The sequence below is a fragment of the Virgibacillus necropolis genome (genome assembly GCF_002224365.1).
Classification (GTDB): domain Bacteria; phylum Bacillota; class Bacilli; order Bacillales; family Amphibacillaceae; genus Virgibacillus_F; species Virgibacillus_F necropolis.
Genome location: NZ_CP022437.1, coordinates 1108948 through 1128516 on the forward strand (window position 1 = coordinate 1108948; position 19569 = coordinate 1128516).

Here is a 19569-nt window from a genome sequence, read left to right on the forward strand (position 1 = left end):
GTTAGAAAAGCAGGAACAATTTAAGAATTAATTTGTTTTGCAGGAATCCCCGCAACAACAATGTTGTCTTCCATATTCTTTGTAACAACGGAACCAGCCCCTACAATGGTGTTGGAACCAACGGAGACACCTGGTAATAGTGACGCATTATTACCAATTTTAGCTCCCTTTTTAATATAGGGTCCTTTTAGGGAATAAGATTGAGCACCCATGTACTTATCATTTGACATCGACACACAGGGACCGATAAAAACATGATCCTCTAGTGTAGTATCACCTGTTACATATGCTAGCGTTTGAATGGTGCAAGATTTTCCTATCCTAGTATTTAATTCAACAATAGCTGCTCTTCCAACCACTGATTCTTCACCTATCGAAACATTCTCCCTAATACTTGCGTGATCTCCAATAAACACATCTTTTCCAATTTGGGCACCAGAATAAATGGAAACCAAATGTCCTATTCGTGTACCAGACTCAATAACTAACGGATTATCAATCTGGGAAATCTTTCGCATTCTTTGGTTGGTGTTTGGTTGGATTCCAAGGACACAATTACAACCAATCGCGACATTATCACCAATTTGGGTACCTTGCAAAATGATTGTATGATGACCAATTACAACATTTTTACCAATGGTTACATCTTTTTCAATGACGGTGTGATTTCCGAGTTGAGCACTTTCAGGAATAGTAGACAAGTGAAAACCTCCTTTTTATTTATGGAGTATGCTTTCTATTTTTTTAACAAGCTGTTGAGTTCGTCGTTTAACAGAATGCTTTTGTCGGATAAAATTGTATCCTTGTTCAACAATCTTTTGTCGTTCCGCTTCATTCGCTAAAAAATATGCCGCTTTTTCCTTGAAGTTGTTTTCGTCTATTGGTACAAAATGAAATCCAGGAATAAATCCAAGATCCTCCAACTCTTTAAAAGTTGGGGCTAACAGTAGAGACTTACAGGCAAGCGCTTCAAAATACTTTATAACAGGGTAATTTAGGATTGATGGACAGGTAAAAAGAATTTTGGCCCTGTTAATTTCTTTAGCGTACAATTGGCCAATAAAATGTTGTTTCTCTTCTTGTTCACTTAATTTTCGATAACCTGGATGATGGTGATAAACGAAGTCCGTGTTTCCTTCGTACGATTTAATTATTCTTTGTCTTAATGGATAAAAGTCGTTTATAGCGCCCATCATTAATAAGTTTATTTCCTTTTCTAACCCATAGTCCTTACATAATTCTATATTAACAAAATGAGGAAACCATTCCATTTTATTTTCAAATTCCGGATATGTTTCTATGAATTTATCTCGAACAACAGTGAACAAATAAGAAATATTATTTTTAGCTATATAGTTTCTTCTAAGGCTCGTAAAACGGTGAACATCATTTATAAATAGTCCTGTTGGAATATCGATATTTGCAAGTCCCTTAACCATTGGTGACATTTCTTTATCAATGTCATTTAACAGCAATATAAAGTCAGGGCGAGTGGGTAGCTGTTTCAAAATATAGCTAATGTGGCCAGGTTTTCTCCATATCGTTAAATTTACTATATTACTAAGTTCTTGCTCTAAATAATAAAAGTTCTTGTTTAGCAGGCTTGATGTATCTTCAGCGATAAACAATACGTTAATCATGCTTTCCTTCCTTCTCTTCCAAAAGTCTAGTATTTGATAACAGGACAAACGCCAAATTTGTTTTTTTCGTTATGGTAGTCTATCTCACTTAGTAGCTGGCGCATAGGATATAAAGTGAGTAGTAATAAAGAGTGAGGAGATTTTTTATGAAAGTCGGTGTAATTGGAACAGGAAATATGGGAGAAAATCATGTGCGAACGTACTTATCGATGCATGATCATTGCCAACTTGTCGGTATATACGACAATGATGAAAAGAAAGGACATCAGATTGCTGAGAAATATAAAGTAAAACAGTTTCAATCGATTAATGAACTTCTTAAATCCGTTGATGCTGTCAGCGTTGCTGTACCGACTGAATTCCATTATGATATTGGCTTAATTTGTATCCAACACGAAGTACACATGTTAATGGAAAAACCAATTACGAGTACTGTCGTCCAGGCTAAGGATTTACTCCACAAAGCTAAGAAAGCAAGAGTTAAAATTCAAGTGGGACACATAGAACTTTTTAATCCATTAATTCAAGTTCTTACAAATGAATTAGAAAATGAAGATATTATCGGAATTGCTTTTCATAGAATGAGCCCCTATGACGAAAGAATTAAACATGTTGATGTTGTAAAGGATCTAATGATTCATGATCTTTATATTTTGCAAGAACTTCTTAAAGATAAAATCACGGAGTTTTATGCTCTTGGAAAAATCATTGAGAATACACCAAAACATGCTGTTGTCATTACTAGATCCTCACAAGGGGTTACAGCGCAATTGACGGCTAGTTTTAAATCAAAAAGAAAAGTTAGAACCATTCGAATTCTTACTGAGAAAGCTTTTATTGAAGCTGATATCTTAAAAAAAGAAATCAAAATAACACGTTCTATAGAGGATGCAAGTAACACTCTAGGAACATTAACTCAACATATTCAGATTGACAATTCTATACAACCATTAAGCGTTCAGTTGCTGGATTTCTTAAATTGTATTAAGTTCGAAACAGAGCCTTCCGTATCAGGAGAAGATGGAATTAAAGCACTAATGATAACAAATGAAATTAGTGAGGCTATTAGTAGTATTAAAGCCTAACATCTCATGTTTTTATTAAGATATTACTTATTAGAGATAAATTATTTTAATAAGTAATATCTGCATAACTTAAATAAACAAACTTTAGAGTACACGCTTGTGTACTCTTTTTTATATTTATACAATTATTAAACAGAAATAAATAGCTTATAGTTATCTGTATGAAAATAAAATAAATATTATTTCACAAAATCCATTTTTTCAAAATCATTTCCTATTATCAGAATCGGGATTTGTTAATAAGTAGGTCGAAATTTTATGATAGCGTACACAAAAAGTAGATAATAGGATATTTAAAAAATACCCTATCTCTGCCTGTTTGCAAGTTTGAAATTAATTCTATGCTACTAAAGGAAAACGAACGAAATTAATAGCATCTATTGAGATAAATAGGCGATTTTGCCCATAACCTCCATAGCCGCCATTAACGTCAACTCGAACCGAATCTTCGGTAACATTTGAAAGAATTCCTTCAATCAAATTGTTATCTGTGGCTACTTCAACTCTTGAACCAATACGATTGGCTAGTTCGGCAGCAAAAGTCTCTTCAAACATCTAATCCCTCCTTTATAATTAACCGACAAATTCGATTTTTTCAGTTCGGACCAGTACTTGATTTCCAGAACTTTCACTAATTACGATATAATTATACTTTACGGCAATCAGTGTTCCGGTAACTGTACCAAATGGAGTAGTAACTTGTACTTGTTGATTGACTAAATTACGTAGCACTTCTCTAAGTGGATTGGGGTTATCGCATCTATCGCATGGTTCTGGTTTGTGACACTCCTCATGGTTACAGCATCTATCGCATGGTTCTGGTTTGTGACATTCCTCATGGTTACAGCATCTATCGCATGGTTCTGGTTTGCGACACTTCTCATGGTTACCGCATTTATCGCACGGTTCTGGTTTGTGACACTTCTTATGGTTACCGCATCTATCGCATCGTTCTGGTTTGTAACACTTTTTATGGTTACCGCATTTATCGCACGGTTCTGATTTGTGACGCGTCTTATGGTTATCGCATTTATCGCATGGTTCTGATTTGTGACGCTTCTTATGGTTATTGCATTTATCGCATGGTTCTGATTTGTGACACTTCTTATGGTTATTGCATGAATCGCATGATTCTGATTTGTGACGCATTTTGCGATACCTTTGACTTGCTATTACAAGTTTTTTATTGTGGATATATGACATATGTTCTCTCCTCCTTCTACCCGTTTAATCTATATTATGTTAAAAGGTTCAAATAGTAAGGGTGACTGTCTTAGCATGAAGCGCCTTTTTCAACTTTAACAAAAATGGGTACCACTAATCCTATGATCTTAATAAAAAGATCAAAGAAAAAAGAATAAATTCAAAAAATGTCTTGTAAAACGTTTTCATTTGTTTTATACTTTTACTAAATCGGTTTACTAAATCGGTTTAGTAATAATTTATATAATATGTAGATTTAGGAGATTAGTATATGAAAGCGATTACGATGGCTGATGTAGCAGAACAAGCTGGAGTTTCAAAAAGTACAGTTTCCCAATTTTTAAATGAACGTTTCGACTATATGGGCAAAGAAACAAAGGTGAAAATTGAAAAAGCAATTGAGGAATTGGGTTATAGTCCAAATATAGTGGCGAGGAGCTTAAAACAAAAATCCACGATGACCATCGGTGTGATTGTTGCGAATATCCTCCATGTATTTTCCACACAGGTTATTCGAGCTATTGAAGATTACTGCAACGAATCTAATTTCCATATTATTGTCTGTAATGCCGATGATGATCCAACGAAGGAAAAGCGGTATATCGATATGCTTCGTGCTAAACAGGTAGACGGGATTATCGCATTCCCAACAGGTGGGAATGCTGAACTGTACAACAAATTAATAAAGGCTAATTATCCAGTTGTATTTATGGATAGAATTCTCACTGGTGTGCCTGTTCCTACTGTAATGCTCGACAATAATAAAGCCTCCTTAATCGCAGTAAGTCAGCTAGTGAAGGATGGGTATCAGAGGATCGGGATGATTGCGCCGCCACTTAGTTCCTGTGTAACGTCCAGGGTAGAGCGAATTGATGGATATAAACAGGCATTACAAAAGCATGGTATTCCATTTAACCCCGATTATTTAGTAAGTGGTGAAATAACTGATTTAGAAGTGAAAATTCACCATATGTTAACTCAAGCCGAGCCCCCAGAGGCAATTGTGGCGTTAAATGATAGGGTTTTATTTGAAATTCTAACGTATGCAAAAAAACAACAACTTACTATTCCAAAAGATTTAGCGCTAATAGGTATTGATGATGTTTCGTATGCAAGCATTTATAGTCCGGCACTTACAACGATTGCACAACCAGCATTTCAAATGGGGGAGAAAGCAGCTGAATTGTTATTAAGTAGAATCAGGAATAAAAGTAATGAGGGTATATTGGATGTATATAGGTTTGAACCGAACCTAATTAAACGAGAATCATGTTAGACCAATAAGATATTTATTTAGGAGGAATTTCTAGTGAAAACTATTACAGATACAGTTGTTAAAGAAATAACAGAAGTGTTAGAGAAAGTAGATTCTGATCAAGCGGTGGTTTTTGCAAATGAACTTCAACATGCGAAACGAATTTTCATTGCTGGAACTGGGCGTTCTGGCGCAATAGGGAAAATGCTAGCGATGCGGTTAATGCATATGGATTTTACTGTATATGTTGTGGGGGAATCCATAACGCCGAGTATTGAATCAAGCGACTTATTACTTATTATTTCCGGTTCAGGCAATACGGCTTCATTAAAAGAATACGCGAAAAAAGCAAAAGAAATTGATACGAGGATTGCTTTAGTTACAACGAATGAAGATTCACCGATTGGAAAGCTAAGTGATTGTTCCTTACGAATTCCTGCAGCAACAAAGAACAGACATGAATCGGAACCAGATACTATCCAACCGCTCGGAAGTCAATTTGATCAATCCGTGCACTTGCTTTTGGATGGAATTGTCGTCTATCTTTTGCAACAGCAAGCCGAACAAAGGGACAATTCAAGCTTATTTCAAAAGCACGCAAATTTGGAATAGAGAAGAGGTACACATGATGACACCAATAGAAATGATTAAGACGAATAAAATAGTGGCGGTCATTCGTCATGCAGATGAACATAATATAGTACCGATACTTGAGGCTTTATCCAAAGGTGGAGTGAAGGTGGTTGAAATAACTGCTGAGACTGCAAACGTTGGTAACGTAATAGAAGCTGCCGTCAATCATGTGCATGAAGAAGTATGTATAGGAGCGGGTACGGTTCTGGATCCAGAGACTGCTAAGGCAGTTTTGCTGGCGGGCGCTGAATTTATTGTTTCCCCTACATTGAATACAGATACGTTAAAATTAACAAATCGGTACGGGGTGTTAAATATTCCTGGAGTTTTATCGCCCACGGAAATTCTGACTGCCTATGAGCACGGGGCAAAAATGGTGAAGATTTTTCCAGCAGATACATTTGGGCCGGGCTATATTAAAAACATTTTAGGGCCACTACCACATGTACAGGCAATGGTAACTGGGGGTATTACGCTAGAAAACATGAATGAATACCTTGATAAGGGAAGTGTGGCAGTTGGAATTGGTAGTAATCTGGTAAATGCAAAAATGCTAGAAACAGAGAAAGACTATAGACAGCTTACGATTAATGCCGAGCACTATGTAGCTAAACTGAATGAACGAAAAAAATCGTGATAGACAAAGAAGGGAGCTTTGGAATAATGGGGAAATTTAAGAACGCTTTCATTTTGCTTGTTCTGGCATCTGTTTTAATTCTTTCATCGTGCTCGGAACAAGTCGACGCTGATGGAGATGGAAAGATTAAGATCATCGCAGCTCATAACCAAACTTCACCCAATAGTCCGTATCAAGCGGGATTATTAAAGTTTAAAGAGGTTGCAGAGAGAGAATCAAATGGAACGATTGAAGTAGAAGTTCATGCTGGAACGATTGGTACGGAAGAATCGGAGCTGGTGGAAAAACTTCAATTAGGAGCTGCCGATGTAGTTGTAGCATCTCCTGGATTTATGACACAAACGGGAATTCAAGAAATAGGATTCTTCTCAACTCCATATCTATTTCAAGACTATGAGCATTGGTTGAAGGTAGTGGACGGTGAAGTCGGGAAAAAGATGGCTAACCTCTTAAATGAGAAATCAGACAATTCATTTAAGTTATTAGGGTATTGGACAGCTGGTGTCCGACATTTCTATGGGAAGAAACCATTGGAATCAGTTGATGATTTAGAAGGTATGTCAATACGTACCCAGACATCTGGTGTAGTAGCAGAGTTCTGGGAGCAGACAGGGGCAATTCCATCATCTATTTCGTGGGGAGAGCTTTATCAGGGGTTACAACAAGATGTTGTTGATTCCGCTGAAAATGCGTATCCGTTTTTTGTACAACAGGCCCACCATACAACACCGAACGGTAAGTATATAACGGAGACAGCACATGATTATACAACAAGGTTCTTACTAATTAATGGAGAGAAATTTGATAAGTATTCCAAAGAGCACCAGAAGATTATTTTACAGGCTGCAAAAGAATCCGTGAAGACTGAACGGGCTGTAACACAGAAACAGGAAGTGAAATATAAAGAAAAAGCAATTGAAGAAGGGGCAGTCGTTAATGAAATTAATCGAGAGCCCTTTATTGAAATAGCTAAACCGATTCAGGATAATTTTGCAAAAGAAATCGGGGTAATAGACATGTTGGAGAAGATAAGAGAATTGAAATAACTAAGGAGGGATAACTGTGAAACGTTTTGTACAAGCCCTTGAAAAATTGCAGATTACAGTAGGGGTCATATTTTTATGTATTTTCTTTTTGGTAATTGTCCTGCAAATAGTTACAAGATATATGGGAATATCAGTCATCTGGACGGAAGAGGTTGCAAACTATTCCTTCATCTGGGCCATTTTTATGGGGGCTGCGGTAATGGTTAACCGTCGTGAGCACTTTAACTTTGACTTCTTTTTAAGAAAGCTGCAGGGTAAGAAAAAGGCTTCGCTAAACATTTTTAATGATTTGGTGTTAATTGTCTTTAATACGATTATTTTCTTGCTAGGTATACAGGTTGTCAGTGAGTTCTGGAACTATACATGGGCGTCGATCCCAGAAATGAAAATGGGCTATATATGGATCGCTATTCCAATCATGGCTGGAACGATGATAATCTATTCCGTGTCACATTTGATGAACCATATTCAATTGCTCAAGGCAAAGGAGGTAAGTGAATAATGGGATTTCTATTACTTGGACTATTTATTATATTGATGCTTATTGGCATACCGATTGCCTTTGTAATTGGAATTGTGGCATTACTCGGGATTTTTGATATTCCTTACACACCTGAAGCGACCGTACCGATGAAAATGGTGAATGGGCTGGACTCCTTTGTATTGTTAGCTGTTCCACTGTTCATTTTAGCCGCTAACTTGATGAATTCCGGGAAAATTTCAGAGAAGTTAATCGATCTTTCTTTAGCCATTGTCGGTCCGATCCGTGGAGGTCTTGCACATTCGAACATACTAGTATCCATGATGTTTGCAGGAGTTTCTGGTGCATCACAAGCGGATACAGCCGGGGTAGGGAAAATTCTTATTCCAAGCATGCAAAAGAATGGTTATGATAAGGAAACTTCTGTGGGGGTTACAGCTGCCTCTTCAACAATTGGTGTTGTTATCCCTCCCAGTATTCCGATGATCATTTTCGCTGGACTAACAAATGCTTCCATTGGTGCGTTATTTCTGGGCGGGATTATACCAGGTATATTAATTGGACTAAGTATGATGGTATTTGTTTATATTATAGCCGTTAAGCGAAATTACCCGAGGGCTAAACGCGTAGAATTCAAAAAGTTTGTCAAGCTATTTGGACAAGCCATTCCTGCGTTACTAACACCCATTATTATAATTGGGGGAATTATCTCTGGGTTCTTTACTGCAACAGAAGCTGCTGCAGTAGCATCCCTATATACATTAATTGTATGTATGTTGTACTATAAAACATTAAAGGTCAAAGATTTACCAAAGATACTAATGGATACACTAGCATTAAGCTCGCTCTCGCTATTTGCATTAGCGGCCGCAAGTGCTTTAGGGGAATTGATGAGTTACTATCAACTTGGAACGATAGCACAGGACTTCTTTACAAATAATGTGAGTGCAAAATGGTTATTCCTTATCATAATTATCGCGTTTTTCCTATTCATTGGTACATTTATGGATGCAATACCAGCAATGATTCTATTTGTACCGGTCATTTTACCAACAGCTTTAGAGTTTGGAATTGATCCCGTACATCTCGGATTAATCGTTGTTATTACGTTAGCAGTTGGGCTCATTACACCACCATATGGATTATGCTTATTACTCGCGGCGAAAATTGGGAATATGTCGATTGAACGATCGTTTGTGGCAGTGATACCCTATATCGCTATAATTATTGTTGTCTTACTGTTTATTGCATTTCTACCAGATATTGCGTTTTATATTCCGAGAATGATTAATCCAAGTTTGTTTTAGCTGAGTTGATTATAGAAAGGATCGATGATTTTGGTAGAACAATTTAATAACAAGAAGCTAGCTGCTGAAGCGGCGGTTACCTATATAAAGAGTGGTATGACGGTTGGATTAGGTTCAGGTTCCACCGTAAATTGGATGCTGAAGAAAATAGGTGAGCTTGTACAAGATGGACTTACTATTAAAGGAATCCCATCGTCGATAAAAACAGAAACCTTGGCAAGAGAATATGGAATTCCGTTAACAGATTTCTCTAACGTCACTACTATTGATCTTGCCATCGACGGTGCAGATGAAATAGACGATCAGTTGAATCTTCTAAAAGGCGGAGGAGGATCGCTTGTCAGGGAAAAAATTGTCGATGCGATGGCTAGTGAACTAATTATTATTGCTGATCAATCAAAAATCGTCTCGCAATTAGGTGCTTTCTCCCTGCCAGTTGAAATAGTACCATTTGGCTTTGAGTTAACAGCAAGGAACATCGCCGAACTTGGTGGTGTTCCAACATTACGGAAAAAAGATAATCGTGTATTTGTATCTGATAACGGGAACTATATTTTAGATTGCAAGTTTGATAATATCCAGAACCCTAAGCGCTTGCATGAGAAATTGAAATTGCTAGTCGGTGTCGTGGAAACTGGATTATTTGTAGGAATGACCGATAAGTTAATCGTTGCACGAAACGGAAAAATTGAAACACTAGTTAATACTAGATAGGAAACTTGGAGGTAATAGCGTGAATGATGTAATTACGATTGGAGAAGCGATGATCGCCTTCAACCCTAGCTCAACAGGACCGATGAAATTTGTAAACACATTCGAGAAAAAAGTAGGCGGCGCGGAGCTGAATTTGGCTATTGGTTGCGCCCGCTTAGGACTTAAAGCTGGCTGGATTAGCAGATTGGGCAATGATGAGTTCGGAAAATATATAAAGACTTTTGCGCGTGGTGAGGGAATTGACGTATCACAGGTCAAATTTGTGGATGGGTATCCAACTTCATTAAATTTTAAAGAAATAATGGAAGATGGAAATGTGCGGACTTTTTACTACCGCGATAAATCTCCAACATTAAGCATGAAGGCGGAAGACTTAAACGATAGCTATTTCCAACAAGCAAAGATTCTGCACATAACCGGGATTTACGCCGCAATTGATCCGAAGAATATCGAAATTCTTAACCGAGCAATCGAATTAGCGAAAAAGCATGGCTTAAAAATTTCTTTTGACCCAAATATTCGTTTGCGTATGTGGAGTAAAGAAGAAGCAAAACAAGCATTGTCCACTATCCTACCGCACGTCGATATTTTACTTGCGGGCGACGAAGAAATGGATATTATTATAGGGGAAAAAGATTCTAAAGCCATTATCGAAAAAGCCAAATCGTTTGGAATTTCATATGTGGCAGTTAAACAAGGGGCTAAAGGAGCTGTTGGCTACCATAACGGTGAGATAATCGAATCACCTCCCATCAAAGCATCGAAGGTTGTAGATACAGTTGGTGCAGGAGATGGTTTCAATGCCGGTATACTTTATGGGATTTTACACAATTGGACATTGGAAAAAACGTTACGATTTGCTAATACAATTGGCTCGATGGTAGTGAGTGTAGTTGGTGACAATGAAGGATTACCATATTATGAAGACGTACAGGAACAGCTTGGTGAAAAAGAGCGGATTGAAAGATAACGAAAGAGGTGAAACAATGAAGCTACAGCTTGCGCTAGATCGATTGACAAGAGATGAATGCATCCGCATTGTTAAAGAAACAGAAAAAGAAATGGATATCATTGAAGTGGGTACAGGGGTTATTAAAGAATATGGGATGGCTATTGTCAGGGAAATGAAAGAGCTATTTCCAGATAAACAAATCGTCGCCGATATGAAAACCTGTGATGCCGGAAAACATGAAGCGCTGCAAGCATTTGAAGCTGGTGCAGATATCACCACCGTAATGGCCTTTTCCGCAAATTCAACCATTACAGATATGTTGAATGTCGCAAGTGATAAGGGAAGCCGTCTAATGGTTGACCTTTTAGAAGTTCGTTCAAGGGAACGAGTGAAAGAACTGCATGATCTTGGAGTTGATTTGGTTAGTCTTCATGTTGGAAAAGATAAGCAGGCAGAAGAATCATTCAACACGGATCTATTTTCATTATTAAAAGGCTTTGAATTTGAAGTTACGGTGGCCGGAGGAATTAATTTAGACAAGATTTCTGCTGTTGTACAAGAAAAGCCAGACACGATCATAGTAGGAAGTGCGATAACAAAAGCGGAAGACCCAAAAAAAGTCGCTGCTAGAATGAGAGCATACCTTTAACGAGAAGATGGCTTAGATTTCTATAAACGTAAAAAGGTAGTTACATCTCGCTGGGTGTAACAATGGAATTTAGTGAGGATAAGAGAGAAGCGGTGGGACAATAAGATTCCACTGCTTTTTTTCAGAGATAACGGAATCAATTTCATAATTACTCTTTTTAAAAATACAAAGACCTGCAGAATATAAATTCTTGTTTTTAAAAAACGCTCTATTTTGTTTTGCATGTGTTTGTGGTGCCACAGTGGAAATATACTCGCTTCCGCGGGCAAGCGCCAAGCCTCCTCAGCTCGTACCTCGCCTGCGGGGTCTTGCCTAGCTTGTTTTTTTAAGCAGGAGTCTCGCATATTTCCACTGCTGACAGGGGTTCATTTCTCTACTTTGTACTATACTTCTAAAAAAACGGCTAAGGGACCTTTATAGCCATACCATAAGACATTCTTGCCTTCACTGTTTTTCTTGTCCCCCATTTTGGATCTTGTGACAGGCACTCATCGTTAAACCGGACCCCAGTTAATTAAAACTCCTATGGTCAGCATAATTATGGCAATTAGCACCCAAATAAGAAATAAAGGAAGCATCCATTTTGCCCATTTTATCCAAGCTACACCAGCTACGGCAAGACTTGCCATAAGTGGTCCGGATGTAGGGAAAATACTGTTCGTAAACCCATCGCCAAATTGATAAGCCTGTACAGCTACTTGGCGAGTGATACCAACCATATCAGCAAGTGGTGTTAGGATGGGCATCGAAATCATTGCTTGTCCGCTTCCGGAAGGTACTAAAAAGTTTAGCAACGCGTTTGCTACAAACATTCCAAGAGCCGCAAATACAGGCGTGAGTTCTTCAAGGGGTATGGAAAGGGCGTTTACAACCGTATCAAGAATTTGTGCATCTTCCATAACGATTAAAATAGCACGAGCAACACCGATAATTAAAGCGCCGTAAACTAGCTTCGCGCAACCATCTAAAAATGTTAACGCTGTTTTATTATAGTTCATTCCAGCCATGGCTCCGGAGACAAGTCCTATGATAATAAAGAATGCAGCCATATGATTAATTGTCCATTTAAATTGAATGGTAGCGAAGACAAAAAACAGTAATGCAAGTCCAACAAAACTTAGTATCAGCTTATGGCGGGTCGTAAAAGGTGCCTTTAATTCATCTTCCGAACCTTGTGATTCATCTAAAATGCCCACCATACTTTTGGAGGGATCATCAAGTATCTTCTTTGCATACCGCCACGTGTACGCAATTGTTACACCGACAATGACAATAAACACGATAACCCGGAATAACATACCTGAGAATAGTGGAACGTCAGCAATTGACTGGGCAATTCCTACTGTGTATGGGTTCAGAAACCCAACATTAAAGCCTGCAAATGTTGCGCCAAATGTGATCGCAACTGCTACAATTGCATCCAATTTTAACGCACGTGCTATGATAATACCAATTGCGACGAATGGAATGACGGAATTGGCTACTGCCCCAACTGCTCCTCCAAGTGCAAATAATATGGAAACGATAGCAATTAACCAGAACTCTTTACCGCGTGTTTTGTTGACAGCGCGAAGAATTCCACCTTTAATTGCACCTGATCTCTCAATTACTTCAAATGCTCCTCCTGCAAATAGAACTAAAAATATTAGGCCACCGGATTGAACCATACCTTCTTGTAGAGCTAGAAAAATATCCATAAAGCCAATCGTGTCACCTTCCACTCCACTATATGTCCCGGGAATGACTCGTTCGACTCCATCGATCGTTTCCCTTTCAAAGGACCCAGCTGGCACAATATAGGTTGCAATGACAGCCATTAGCAATACGATAAAAAGAATCACGTATGTATCAGGCATTTCTAATTTCTGTTTTCGTTTCTTGTTTTGATCTGATTGCATATTTTTTAGTCCTCTCTTACTACTAGTTAGTTGAATTTATTCTTTAGTATAGTAGTTAACCTATTTTTTTTCAATTCTTTATTTTCCAACAAGATTTAGGGTAAAAGAACTAGATATAATATAATTTTTAAAAAACTAGACTAAAAGTGGTATAGACAGGTATACATCTAGTAGTTATACTTTGAAAGAAAAGTCATAATTAAGAAAGGTTTGAATACTAGAAAAGGGAGTGTGGTAGTTTTGTTAATTAAAAACCGAAACGCGTTTGTAACAAGAGCCTTGATACTTTCCTTAGCACCAATTCTATTCATGTTGTTGGCTAACAGCAGTTATGTTGATGCAGAAGAACATGAACAGGAGAGTGAGTTAAACATGAATCCGATTCCTCAGGAAATGCAAATAGTAGGACAGGGCTTCCCACTAACCCCTGTAGTTGGTCTGGTTATTGGAGAGTCCACGGATGAAGCGGCGATTCGTGAAGTTGAACAGACTTTGAAAGAAGCTGATGTAAAACGAATCATCCGTAAAAGTGAAGGAGAGTCGAAACCAAACACCCCTGTAACCATTTGGATTGGTGGTCCTTCAGAGAATCAGGACTCCAGTAAGATATTACAGGAACTTAGTGTGGACGGGCCAGAAAAGTTAAAGGAAGAAGGGTATGTGCTTGCTTCTCGTTTAACTGGAGACAAGCGTATAGTACTAGCTGGTAAAGATAAGGCTGGAACATATTATGCAGCACAAACTTTTGAGCAGCTGATTCAGGAAAGAGAAGGGCGTGATTGGATCCCTTCGATTGAAATTCGTGATTGGCCGGTAATGGCGCTACGAGGATCGATTGAAGGATTTTACGGACCGCCTTGGAACCATGATGATCGATTAAGTCAGTTAGAGTTTTATGGAGAAAATAAAATGAATTCCTATATTTATGCGCCAAAAGATGATCCTTACCATCGAGAGGATTGGCGCGAACCATATCCGGAGGAAGAATTAAATGAATTGAAGGAACTAATTGATAAAGCAAATGAAAATCATGTGGAGTTCACATTTTCCCTCTCTCCAGGTAATACGGTTTGTTACTCAGGAGATCAGGACTTTGAGTTATTAATGGATAAGATGGAGGCGGTATGGGATTTAGGTGTGCGATCCTACGCTATATTTCTAGATGATATCAGCTATGAGCTTCATTGCGAACAGGATATAGAAAAATTCGGAGATGATCCAGATCCGACGGCTGCAGCACAAGCTTATCTTTTAAATCGCTTTAACGAATCGTTTATCAAAACGCATGAAGGTGCAGAACGTTTGATTACAGTTCCAACTGACTATGCAGGAAATCATACAAACACATATAGGGAACAATTTGCTGACTTAGTACATGATGATACGATAGTGATGTGGACAGGTCCTGCAGTCGTTCCTGAGGAAATCACCTCAGAAGGGGCAAAAGAAGTTTCGGAAATCTTTAAACATGATCTGTTTATTTGGGATAATTACCCCGTGAATGACTTTGATAGAAATCGTTTGTTTCTTGGTCCACTTGTAAAACGGGATGCTGATTTAACAGAAAACGGTGTGATTGGACTGGCAGCAAATCCAATGAATGAAGCAGAAGCCTCCAAAATTCCATTGTACACAATTGCTGATTATACATGGAATCCATATAATTATGATCCCAAAGAATCATGGGAACGTAGTATTCAATCATTTGGGGGAGATGCCGCTGAAGCATTAAAAACGTTTGCAGAAAACTCTTATTCTTCTAGGATTACCGATAAGGAATCCTTAACCTTAGAACCTTTGCTAGATAAGTTTTGGGAGGCTTATATGAACAATGATGCGGAGGAGGAGGCAGGAAGTCTGTTAGCAGAATTCGAGAATCTGCAAACGGTACCAGATCGTCTGCAGAAAAATATGGATAATAAACAATTCCTTGAAGAAATAGACCCATATTTAAAAAAACTGGAATTATCAGGGGAAGCAGGGGTCGTTGCTGTAAATCTATTAATGTCTGAGAAAGCAGGGGATTCCAATTCAGCAGACCAATATAGAGAAGAACTAACCTCCTTGATTAGTCAGCTGGATGAAATTCCGCAAGAAATGGGTAAATTTGTAATAAAACCATTCCTCATACAAGCTATATATGGAGAATACGTTCTTTCAAGGCCATTGGATGGCGTGAATAAAGTTCGCGGTGCGGGGGAGCTCATCCAGTATACACCTAAGCATGGCGATACCACCAGAACCAACATTTATGGATATGAAGTTACCGTGGTAGAGGGAACAATTGTTGAAAGAGGCGGGAACAATTCCTCGATTCCTGATAATGGTTATGTATTAAGTATACATGGTAGTGATTGGCTTATGGAAAATGCGTTACTCGGTGCAGAAGTTGAAATAGAAGATGGTCAGGTGCTTATTACTATACCTAAATAATTCTCATTTTAACCCGGGCAATTAACCTATACAAGTATAAAATGTACCCTAAAGAGTAGTCACCTTTTTCAGTGTTTACTCTCCATAGGGTACATTTTAATTTCTCCGGGTAGTCATTTGTTATCTGCTGTTTTAATCCACCTTGTAAAAAAGAACAGTTGTTAATATATTTGCAATAATAATTACTTTAGCGAACTACTATCTTTAGGTATCAATTCTTTCATGACTTGACTTCTACTTTGGTTTTATTATAAACAATTTCACCATCAATCATTGTCCATTCTACTTGTGCTTCTAATAGTTCATCAGTATCGGTATTCATTAATGAACGGTCGAAAAGAATGAGATCGGCTAATTTTCCAGGTTCTAAACTTCCTTTTACGTCTTCCTCAAAAGATGCATACGCTCCATTAATCGTGTACATTCTTATAGCTTCTAAGAGAGAAACCTTTTGGTTTTCACCAACTATTTGTCCTGAGTGAGATTGACGTGTTAATGAAGTATGAATCCCACGAATTGGTGAAAAGTCAGTAACAGGACAGTCAGATGCAATTGCTGCTACAACATCCTCCTTTAAATAGTCTCCTAGTGGATACATATGCGCAGCACGTTCCCCATAGTTCTCAATATATCCATCTCCATACTCGTAATGGAATGCAGGATTTGGTATCGGTACTACATTTTGTTCTTTCATTCTTTTGATTAGGTCGGGTGTTGCTATACCTGCATGCTCAATTCGATGTCTTGTATCTTGACGAGGGTATAATTCATTTGCTTTTTCGATGCATTTTAACAGCATATCAATTGCAGCGTCACCTTGTGCATGAGAAGTTATCTGCCAACCCTTTGCGTGGGCGGGAATAAATAATTCATCAACTTCTTCCTGCTTGAAATAATGAACACCAAAGTTTTCTGGGTCACTCGTATAAGGATCACGTGTCCATATGGTTGGACCGCTACTACTGCCATCAAGGAATAGTTTCACTGGTCCAATTTTGAACTTATTATCCCCTAATCCAGTAAATATTCCTGAATCAACCATATGTTTAACAACATCTTGCGGTTTACTTAATGCCCCAATCATTGCATAAATGCGCTGTTTAATAACACCCTTTTGTGAGTCAGCTTGTAAAGCATGTATATTGTCTAGACCATAGCCTGTAGCATCATGAATAGATGTGATCCCTTTTTCTGCAAAATGTTCAGAAGCAATTTTATGTGCCTTTCTCATTTCTTCATCTGTAAAAGAAGCCACGGTAAACATTTTCATATGAGCATTTTCGACCATTAGTCCCGTGAGTTCTCCGTCTTTTCTTTTTTCAAACCTTCCACCATCCGGGTCAGGGGTATTCTTATCAATATTAGCCAGGCGAAGTGCATGACTATTCACAGCTGAAATATGCCCACATGTGCGCACTACAAGAATAGGATGGTCTGTTGTAACAGTGTCCATTTCTTCTTTTGTTGGAAAACGTTTTTCTGCTATGTTTCCCTCATGGTAACCCCAAGCTCGGATCCATTCCCCCTTAGGAGTACTAGTTGCTCTTTTTTTTATATCTTTCAGTAGATTATCGATGGATTGAATATGTTCACTTTTACATGAAATTGAAAGTGCATTAGTCCCATACATCGTAATATGCAGATGAGAGTCAATGAAACCGGGCATCAATGTATTGCCATTCAATTTAATAACTTCACTATTTTCATCTTTTAGTGTTAGGATATCTTCGGTTGACCCAACTGCTTGGATCCTATTCCCCTTTATAGCTACTGCTTCTGTAACTTGATTGCTACCATTAACCGTTATAACTTCTCCATCAATAAATAAAGTTTGTTTTTCCAAAAAAAATCCTCCCTTATGATACTGGTTATTTTGCTTCTATTGTATTTGTCGGTGTGTCTTCTTCATATAATTCATCTACCATGTCAGGAAAGAAACGTTCGATTGTTTCTCTAGACGCAGGTTTTGTCATCAATGAAACAGTAACGAAGACAGACATGTTTACCAATAACCCCCAAATTCCAGCGTGAACGCCAAGCGGGTGAGGGTACACGAAAGAAAATAGTACGGTTACAATAAATCCTCCAAATAACCCCCAAAATGTACCTTGCTTTGTTGCTCTTGGCCAGAAAAACATACCGACAATTGCCGGAAATGCTTGTCCAATAAATCCATATCCTATTAACAATATATACACCAAACTTGCTGGCTCCATGATGGAGATAGGTGCGATAATAAAAACCATGATTGGGAATATCAATCTTCTCGTCCATTTTCCAGCGGTATCATCATCCCACTTTAAAAGTGGTTGTAGTACATCTTTGCTATAGCTAAGGGCAGTTGCATGAATACAAGGTTCACTGGAAGACATTGCAGCAGCCAACGTACCAGCACCTAGAAGACCTGCGACAATTACAGGCATATTATCTACTGCCATTTGAATAGCTACTGTATCTGGATTTGCAAGATTTGGGTACATAAAGATTCCAATAAAGCCAACTACTATCATTGGTATGAGTACTATATAAAACGTTGGTAGTAAAGTGGCTGCTCGTTTGATAGACTTCTTTGAATTTGCTCCCATCCACTGTATCCAGTGAGTTTGCCAAATAGAAAAAATAGAAATCAATATCGAAGTTGTCCAAAATGTAACATTCATATCACCTAACGCCCCAGGTAGTGTCATGAACTCCGGAATATCAGCTTTTACGCGTTCAAAAATAGGCCTGAATGAATAACCTCCAGTAAATTGGTGAGTAGCCCATAGACCTACAAACCATGAGACAACTAACATTAATCCACCTTGAAAGGCATTTGTAACACCTATCGCTTTTAGACCACTTTTATACAGGTAGATAGAAATAACACCAAGAGATATAAAAACACCGACCCATGTAGGAATCAAACCGTAACTCATTACGTTCAAGATATAAGCGGCTCCAGTTGTCTGAAGTATTGCATAGGCCAGAATTCCAATTGAAGTAACAATTGAGGCTAATCCCCCTAGTTGTTTACTTTCATAACGATCAGATATTGCAGCTGACTGTGTAACGTGATTATATTTTTTCCCGAGTTCCCATACTTTCGGACCGAAATACCAAGCAACGATAGCCATATACGTTAAATAGATTACAACATATAAAACAGGTACACCTTTAGAAAAGGCCCATCCTGGTGAACCCATGAACGTATATGCACTAACACCCCCGGCACCAATTAGAAGATACATCATAATGGGCCCCATGCTTCGGCTACCAACACCCCATTCTTCCGCATCATCCATATTTCTCCCTTTACCCGCGGAATAACCGAGTATCACAGCAATTACCATGTAGGAAACAGTGATAATAAATGGAATGTAAATACCCATTATTTAATCCCCCCGATCTTGTTGATAAACCACATAATAAAGGTTGTTAAAAAGATAATAATTACTGACCAAGTCATAAGGATAGGCATCCCTAGAATAATAGTTTCATTGTTAAGTAATGGTATTACTGGCCAGCTACCTAAAAGAATTACAAAAATGATTAGACCCAAACTAATCCAACCTTTACCTGTGTTAGGAAGTCTGAATGTGGCTTTCATTTATATCCCCTCCGTGATTTATTTTTTATTTAAGGAAATTCAATGTG

The 19569-nt window shown here is 38.1% G+C and carries 20 protein-coding genes; 12 read left to right on the top strand and 8 right to left on the bottom strand.

Annotated elements, in window-relative coordinates; all coding sequences use genetic code 11:
• Positions 1-20 precede the first annotated feature (20 nt).
• Together CFK40_RS05115 and CFK40_RS05120 are read right to left on the bottom strand one after the other, a co-directional pair.
• Positions 21-701, bottom strand: a complete 681-nt coding sequence (locus tag CFK40_RS05115) for an N-acetyltransferase (RefSeq protein WP_089531178.1) — start codon at positions 699-701, stop codon at positions 21-23.
• Positions 702-716: 15 nt separating this feature from the next.
• A complete protein-coding gene (locus CFK40_RS05120) occupies positions 717-1640 on the bottom strand; it encodes a glycosyltransferase (RefSeq protein WP_089531180.1) in 924 nt (307 codons plus the stop codon).
• Between the two features lie 146 nt (positions 1641-1786).
• Between CFK40_RS05120 and CFK40_RS05125 the strand changes: the two genes are divergently transcribed.
• Positions 1787-2725, top strand: a complete 939-nt coding sequence (locus CFK40_RS05125; protein WP_089531182.1) for a Gfo/Idh/MocA family protein — start codon at positions 1787-1789, stop codon at positions 2723-2725.
• 339 nt (positions 2726-3064) lie between these two features.
• Here CFK40_RS05125 and CFK40_RS05130 read toward each other — a convergent pair whose 3' ends face one another.
• Positions 3065-3280: a DUF2642 domain-containing protein gene (locus CFK40_RS05130; RefSeq protein ID WP_089531184.1), complete on the bottom strand. Its 216-nt coding sequence runs from the start codon at positions 3278-3280 to the stop codon at positions 3065-3067.
• 18 nt (positions 3281-3298) lie between these two features.
• On the bottom strand, positions 3299-3457 hold the full coding sequence (locus CFK40_RS20925) for a DUF2642 domain-containing protein (protein WP_161493835.1): 159 nt from the start codon (positions 3455-3457) through the stop codon (positions 3299-3301).
• A 60-nt stretch (positions 3458-3517) separates the two neighbouring features.
• Here CFK40_RS20925 and CFK40_RS20930 point away from each other — a divergent pair, with 60 nt between their 5' ends.
• From CFK40_RS20930 to hxlA, 10 genes are all read left to right on the top strand, one after another.
• On the top strand, positions 3518-3727 hold the full coding sequence (locus tag CFK40_RS20930) for a hypothetical protein (protein ID WP_161493836.1): 210 nt from the start codon (positions 3518-3520) through the stop codon (positions 3725-3727).
• 472 nt (positions 3728-4199) lie between these two features.
• Positions 4200-5204: a LacI family DNA-binding transcriptional regulator gene (locus CFK40_RS05140; protein WP_089531187.1), complete on the top strand. Its 1005-nt coding sequence runs from the start codon at positions 4200-4202 to the stop codon at positions 5202-5204.
• Positions 5205-5237: 33 nt separating this feature from the next.
• Positions 5238-5795, top strand: coding sequence for a 6-phospho-3-hexuloisomerase (gene hxlB, locus CFK40_RS05145; protein ID WP_089531189.1), 558 nt, complete (start codon positions 5238-5240; stop codon positions 5793-5795).
• A gap of 13 nt (positions 5796-5808) precedes the next feature.
• Complete coding sequence (locus tag CFK40_RS05150; protein ID WP_227001868.1) at positions 5809-6453, top strand: bifunctional 4-hydroxy-2-oxoglutarate aldolase/2-dehydro-3-deoxy-phosphogluconate aldolase; 645 nt, start codon at positions 5809-5811, stop codon at positions 6451-6453.
• 26 nt (positions 6454-6479) lie between these two features.
• A complete protein-coding gene (locus CFK40_RS05155; RefSeq protein WP_089531192.1) occupies positions 6480-7499 on the top strand; it encodes a TRAP transporter substrate-binding protein in 1020 nt (339 codons plus the stop codon).
• Positions 7500-7515: 16 nt separating this feature from the next.
• A complete protein-coding gene (locus CFK40_RS05160; RefSeq protein ID WP_089531194.1) occupies positions 7516-8001 on the top strand; it encodes a TRAP transporter small permease in 486 nt (161 codons plus the stop codon).
• Positions 8001-9287, top strand: coding sequence for a TRAP transporter large permease (locus tag CFK40_RS05165; RefSeq protein ID WP_089531195.1), 1287 nt, complete (start codon positions 8001-8003; stop codon positions 9285-9287). The genes CFK40_RS05160 and CFK40_RS05165 overlap by 1 nt, the downstream gene beginning before the upstream one ends.
• Before the next feature lie 24 nt (positions 9288-9311).
• Positions 9312-10001, top strand: coding sequence for a ribose-5-phosphate isomerase RpiA (rpiA, locus tag CFK40_RS05170; protein WP_089531197.1), 690 nt, complete (start codon positions 9312-9314; stop codon positions 9999-10001).
• Positions 10002-10020: 19 nt separating this feature from the next.
• Positions 10021-10971 (top strand): sugar kinase, encoded by a 951-nt coding sequence (locus tag CFK40_RS05175; RefSeq protein ID WP_089531198.1) that lies wholly within the window; start codon positions 10021-10023, stop codon positions 10969-10971.
• Between the two features lie 16 nt (positions 10972-10987).
• Positions 10988-11602, top strand: coding sequence for a 3-hexulose-6-phosphate synthase (gene hxlA / locus CFK40_RS05180; protein WP_089531200.1), 615 nt, complete (start codon positions 10988-10990; stop codon positions 11600-11602).
• Between the two features lie 494 nt (positions 11603-12096).
• Here hxlA and CFK40_RS05190 read toward each other — a convergent pair whose 3' ends face one another.
• Positions 12097-13500 carry a YfcC family protein gene (locus CFK40_RS05190; RefSeq protein WP_089531204.1) on the bottom strand — a complete coding sequence of 468 codons (1404 nt, stop codon included), beginning with the start codon at positions 13498-13500 and terminating at the stop codon, positions 12097-12099.
• A 240-nt stretch (positions 13501-13740) separates the two neighbouring features.
• On the opposite strand from CFK40_RS05190, the gene CFK40_RS05195 reads away from it, so the two are divergent.
• Positions 13741-15933: a glycoside hydrolase family 84 protein gene (locus CFK40_RS05195; RefSeq protein ID WP_227001869.1), complete on the top strand. Its 2193-nt coding sequence runs from the start codon at positions 13741-13743 to the stop codon at positions 15931-15933.
• A 220-nt stretch (positions 15934-16153) separates the two neighbouring features.
• Here CFK40_RS05195 and CFK40_RS05200 read toward each other — a convergent pair whose 3' ends face one another.
• From CFK40_RS05200 to CFK40_RS05210, 3 genes are read right to left on the bottom strand one after another with little or no spacing between them, the layout of a single operon-like run.
• The gene (locus CFK40_RS05200; protein WP_089531206.1) at positions 16154-17776 is read right to left on the bottom strand and encodes an amidohydrolase; all 1623 of its coding nucleotides are present in this window, start codon (positions 17774-17776) and stop codon (positions 16154-16156) included.
• 25 nt (positions 17777-17801) lie between these two features.
• Positions 17802-19304 (bottom strand): sodium:solute symporter family protein, encoded by a 1503-nt coding sequence (locus CFK40_RS05205; RefSeq protein WP_089531208.1) that lies wholly within the window; start codon positions 19302-19304, stop codon positions 17802-17804.
• Positions 19304-19522 (bottom strand): hypothetical protein, encoded by a 219-nt coding sequence (locus tag CFK40_RS05210; protein WP_089531210.1) that lies wholly within the window; start codon positions 19520-19522, stop codon positions 19304-19306. The genes CFK40_RS05205 and CFK40_RS05210 overlap by 1 nt, the downstream gene beginning before the upstream one ends.
• Positions 19523-19569: the final 47 nt, after the last annotated feature.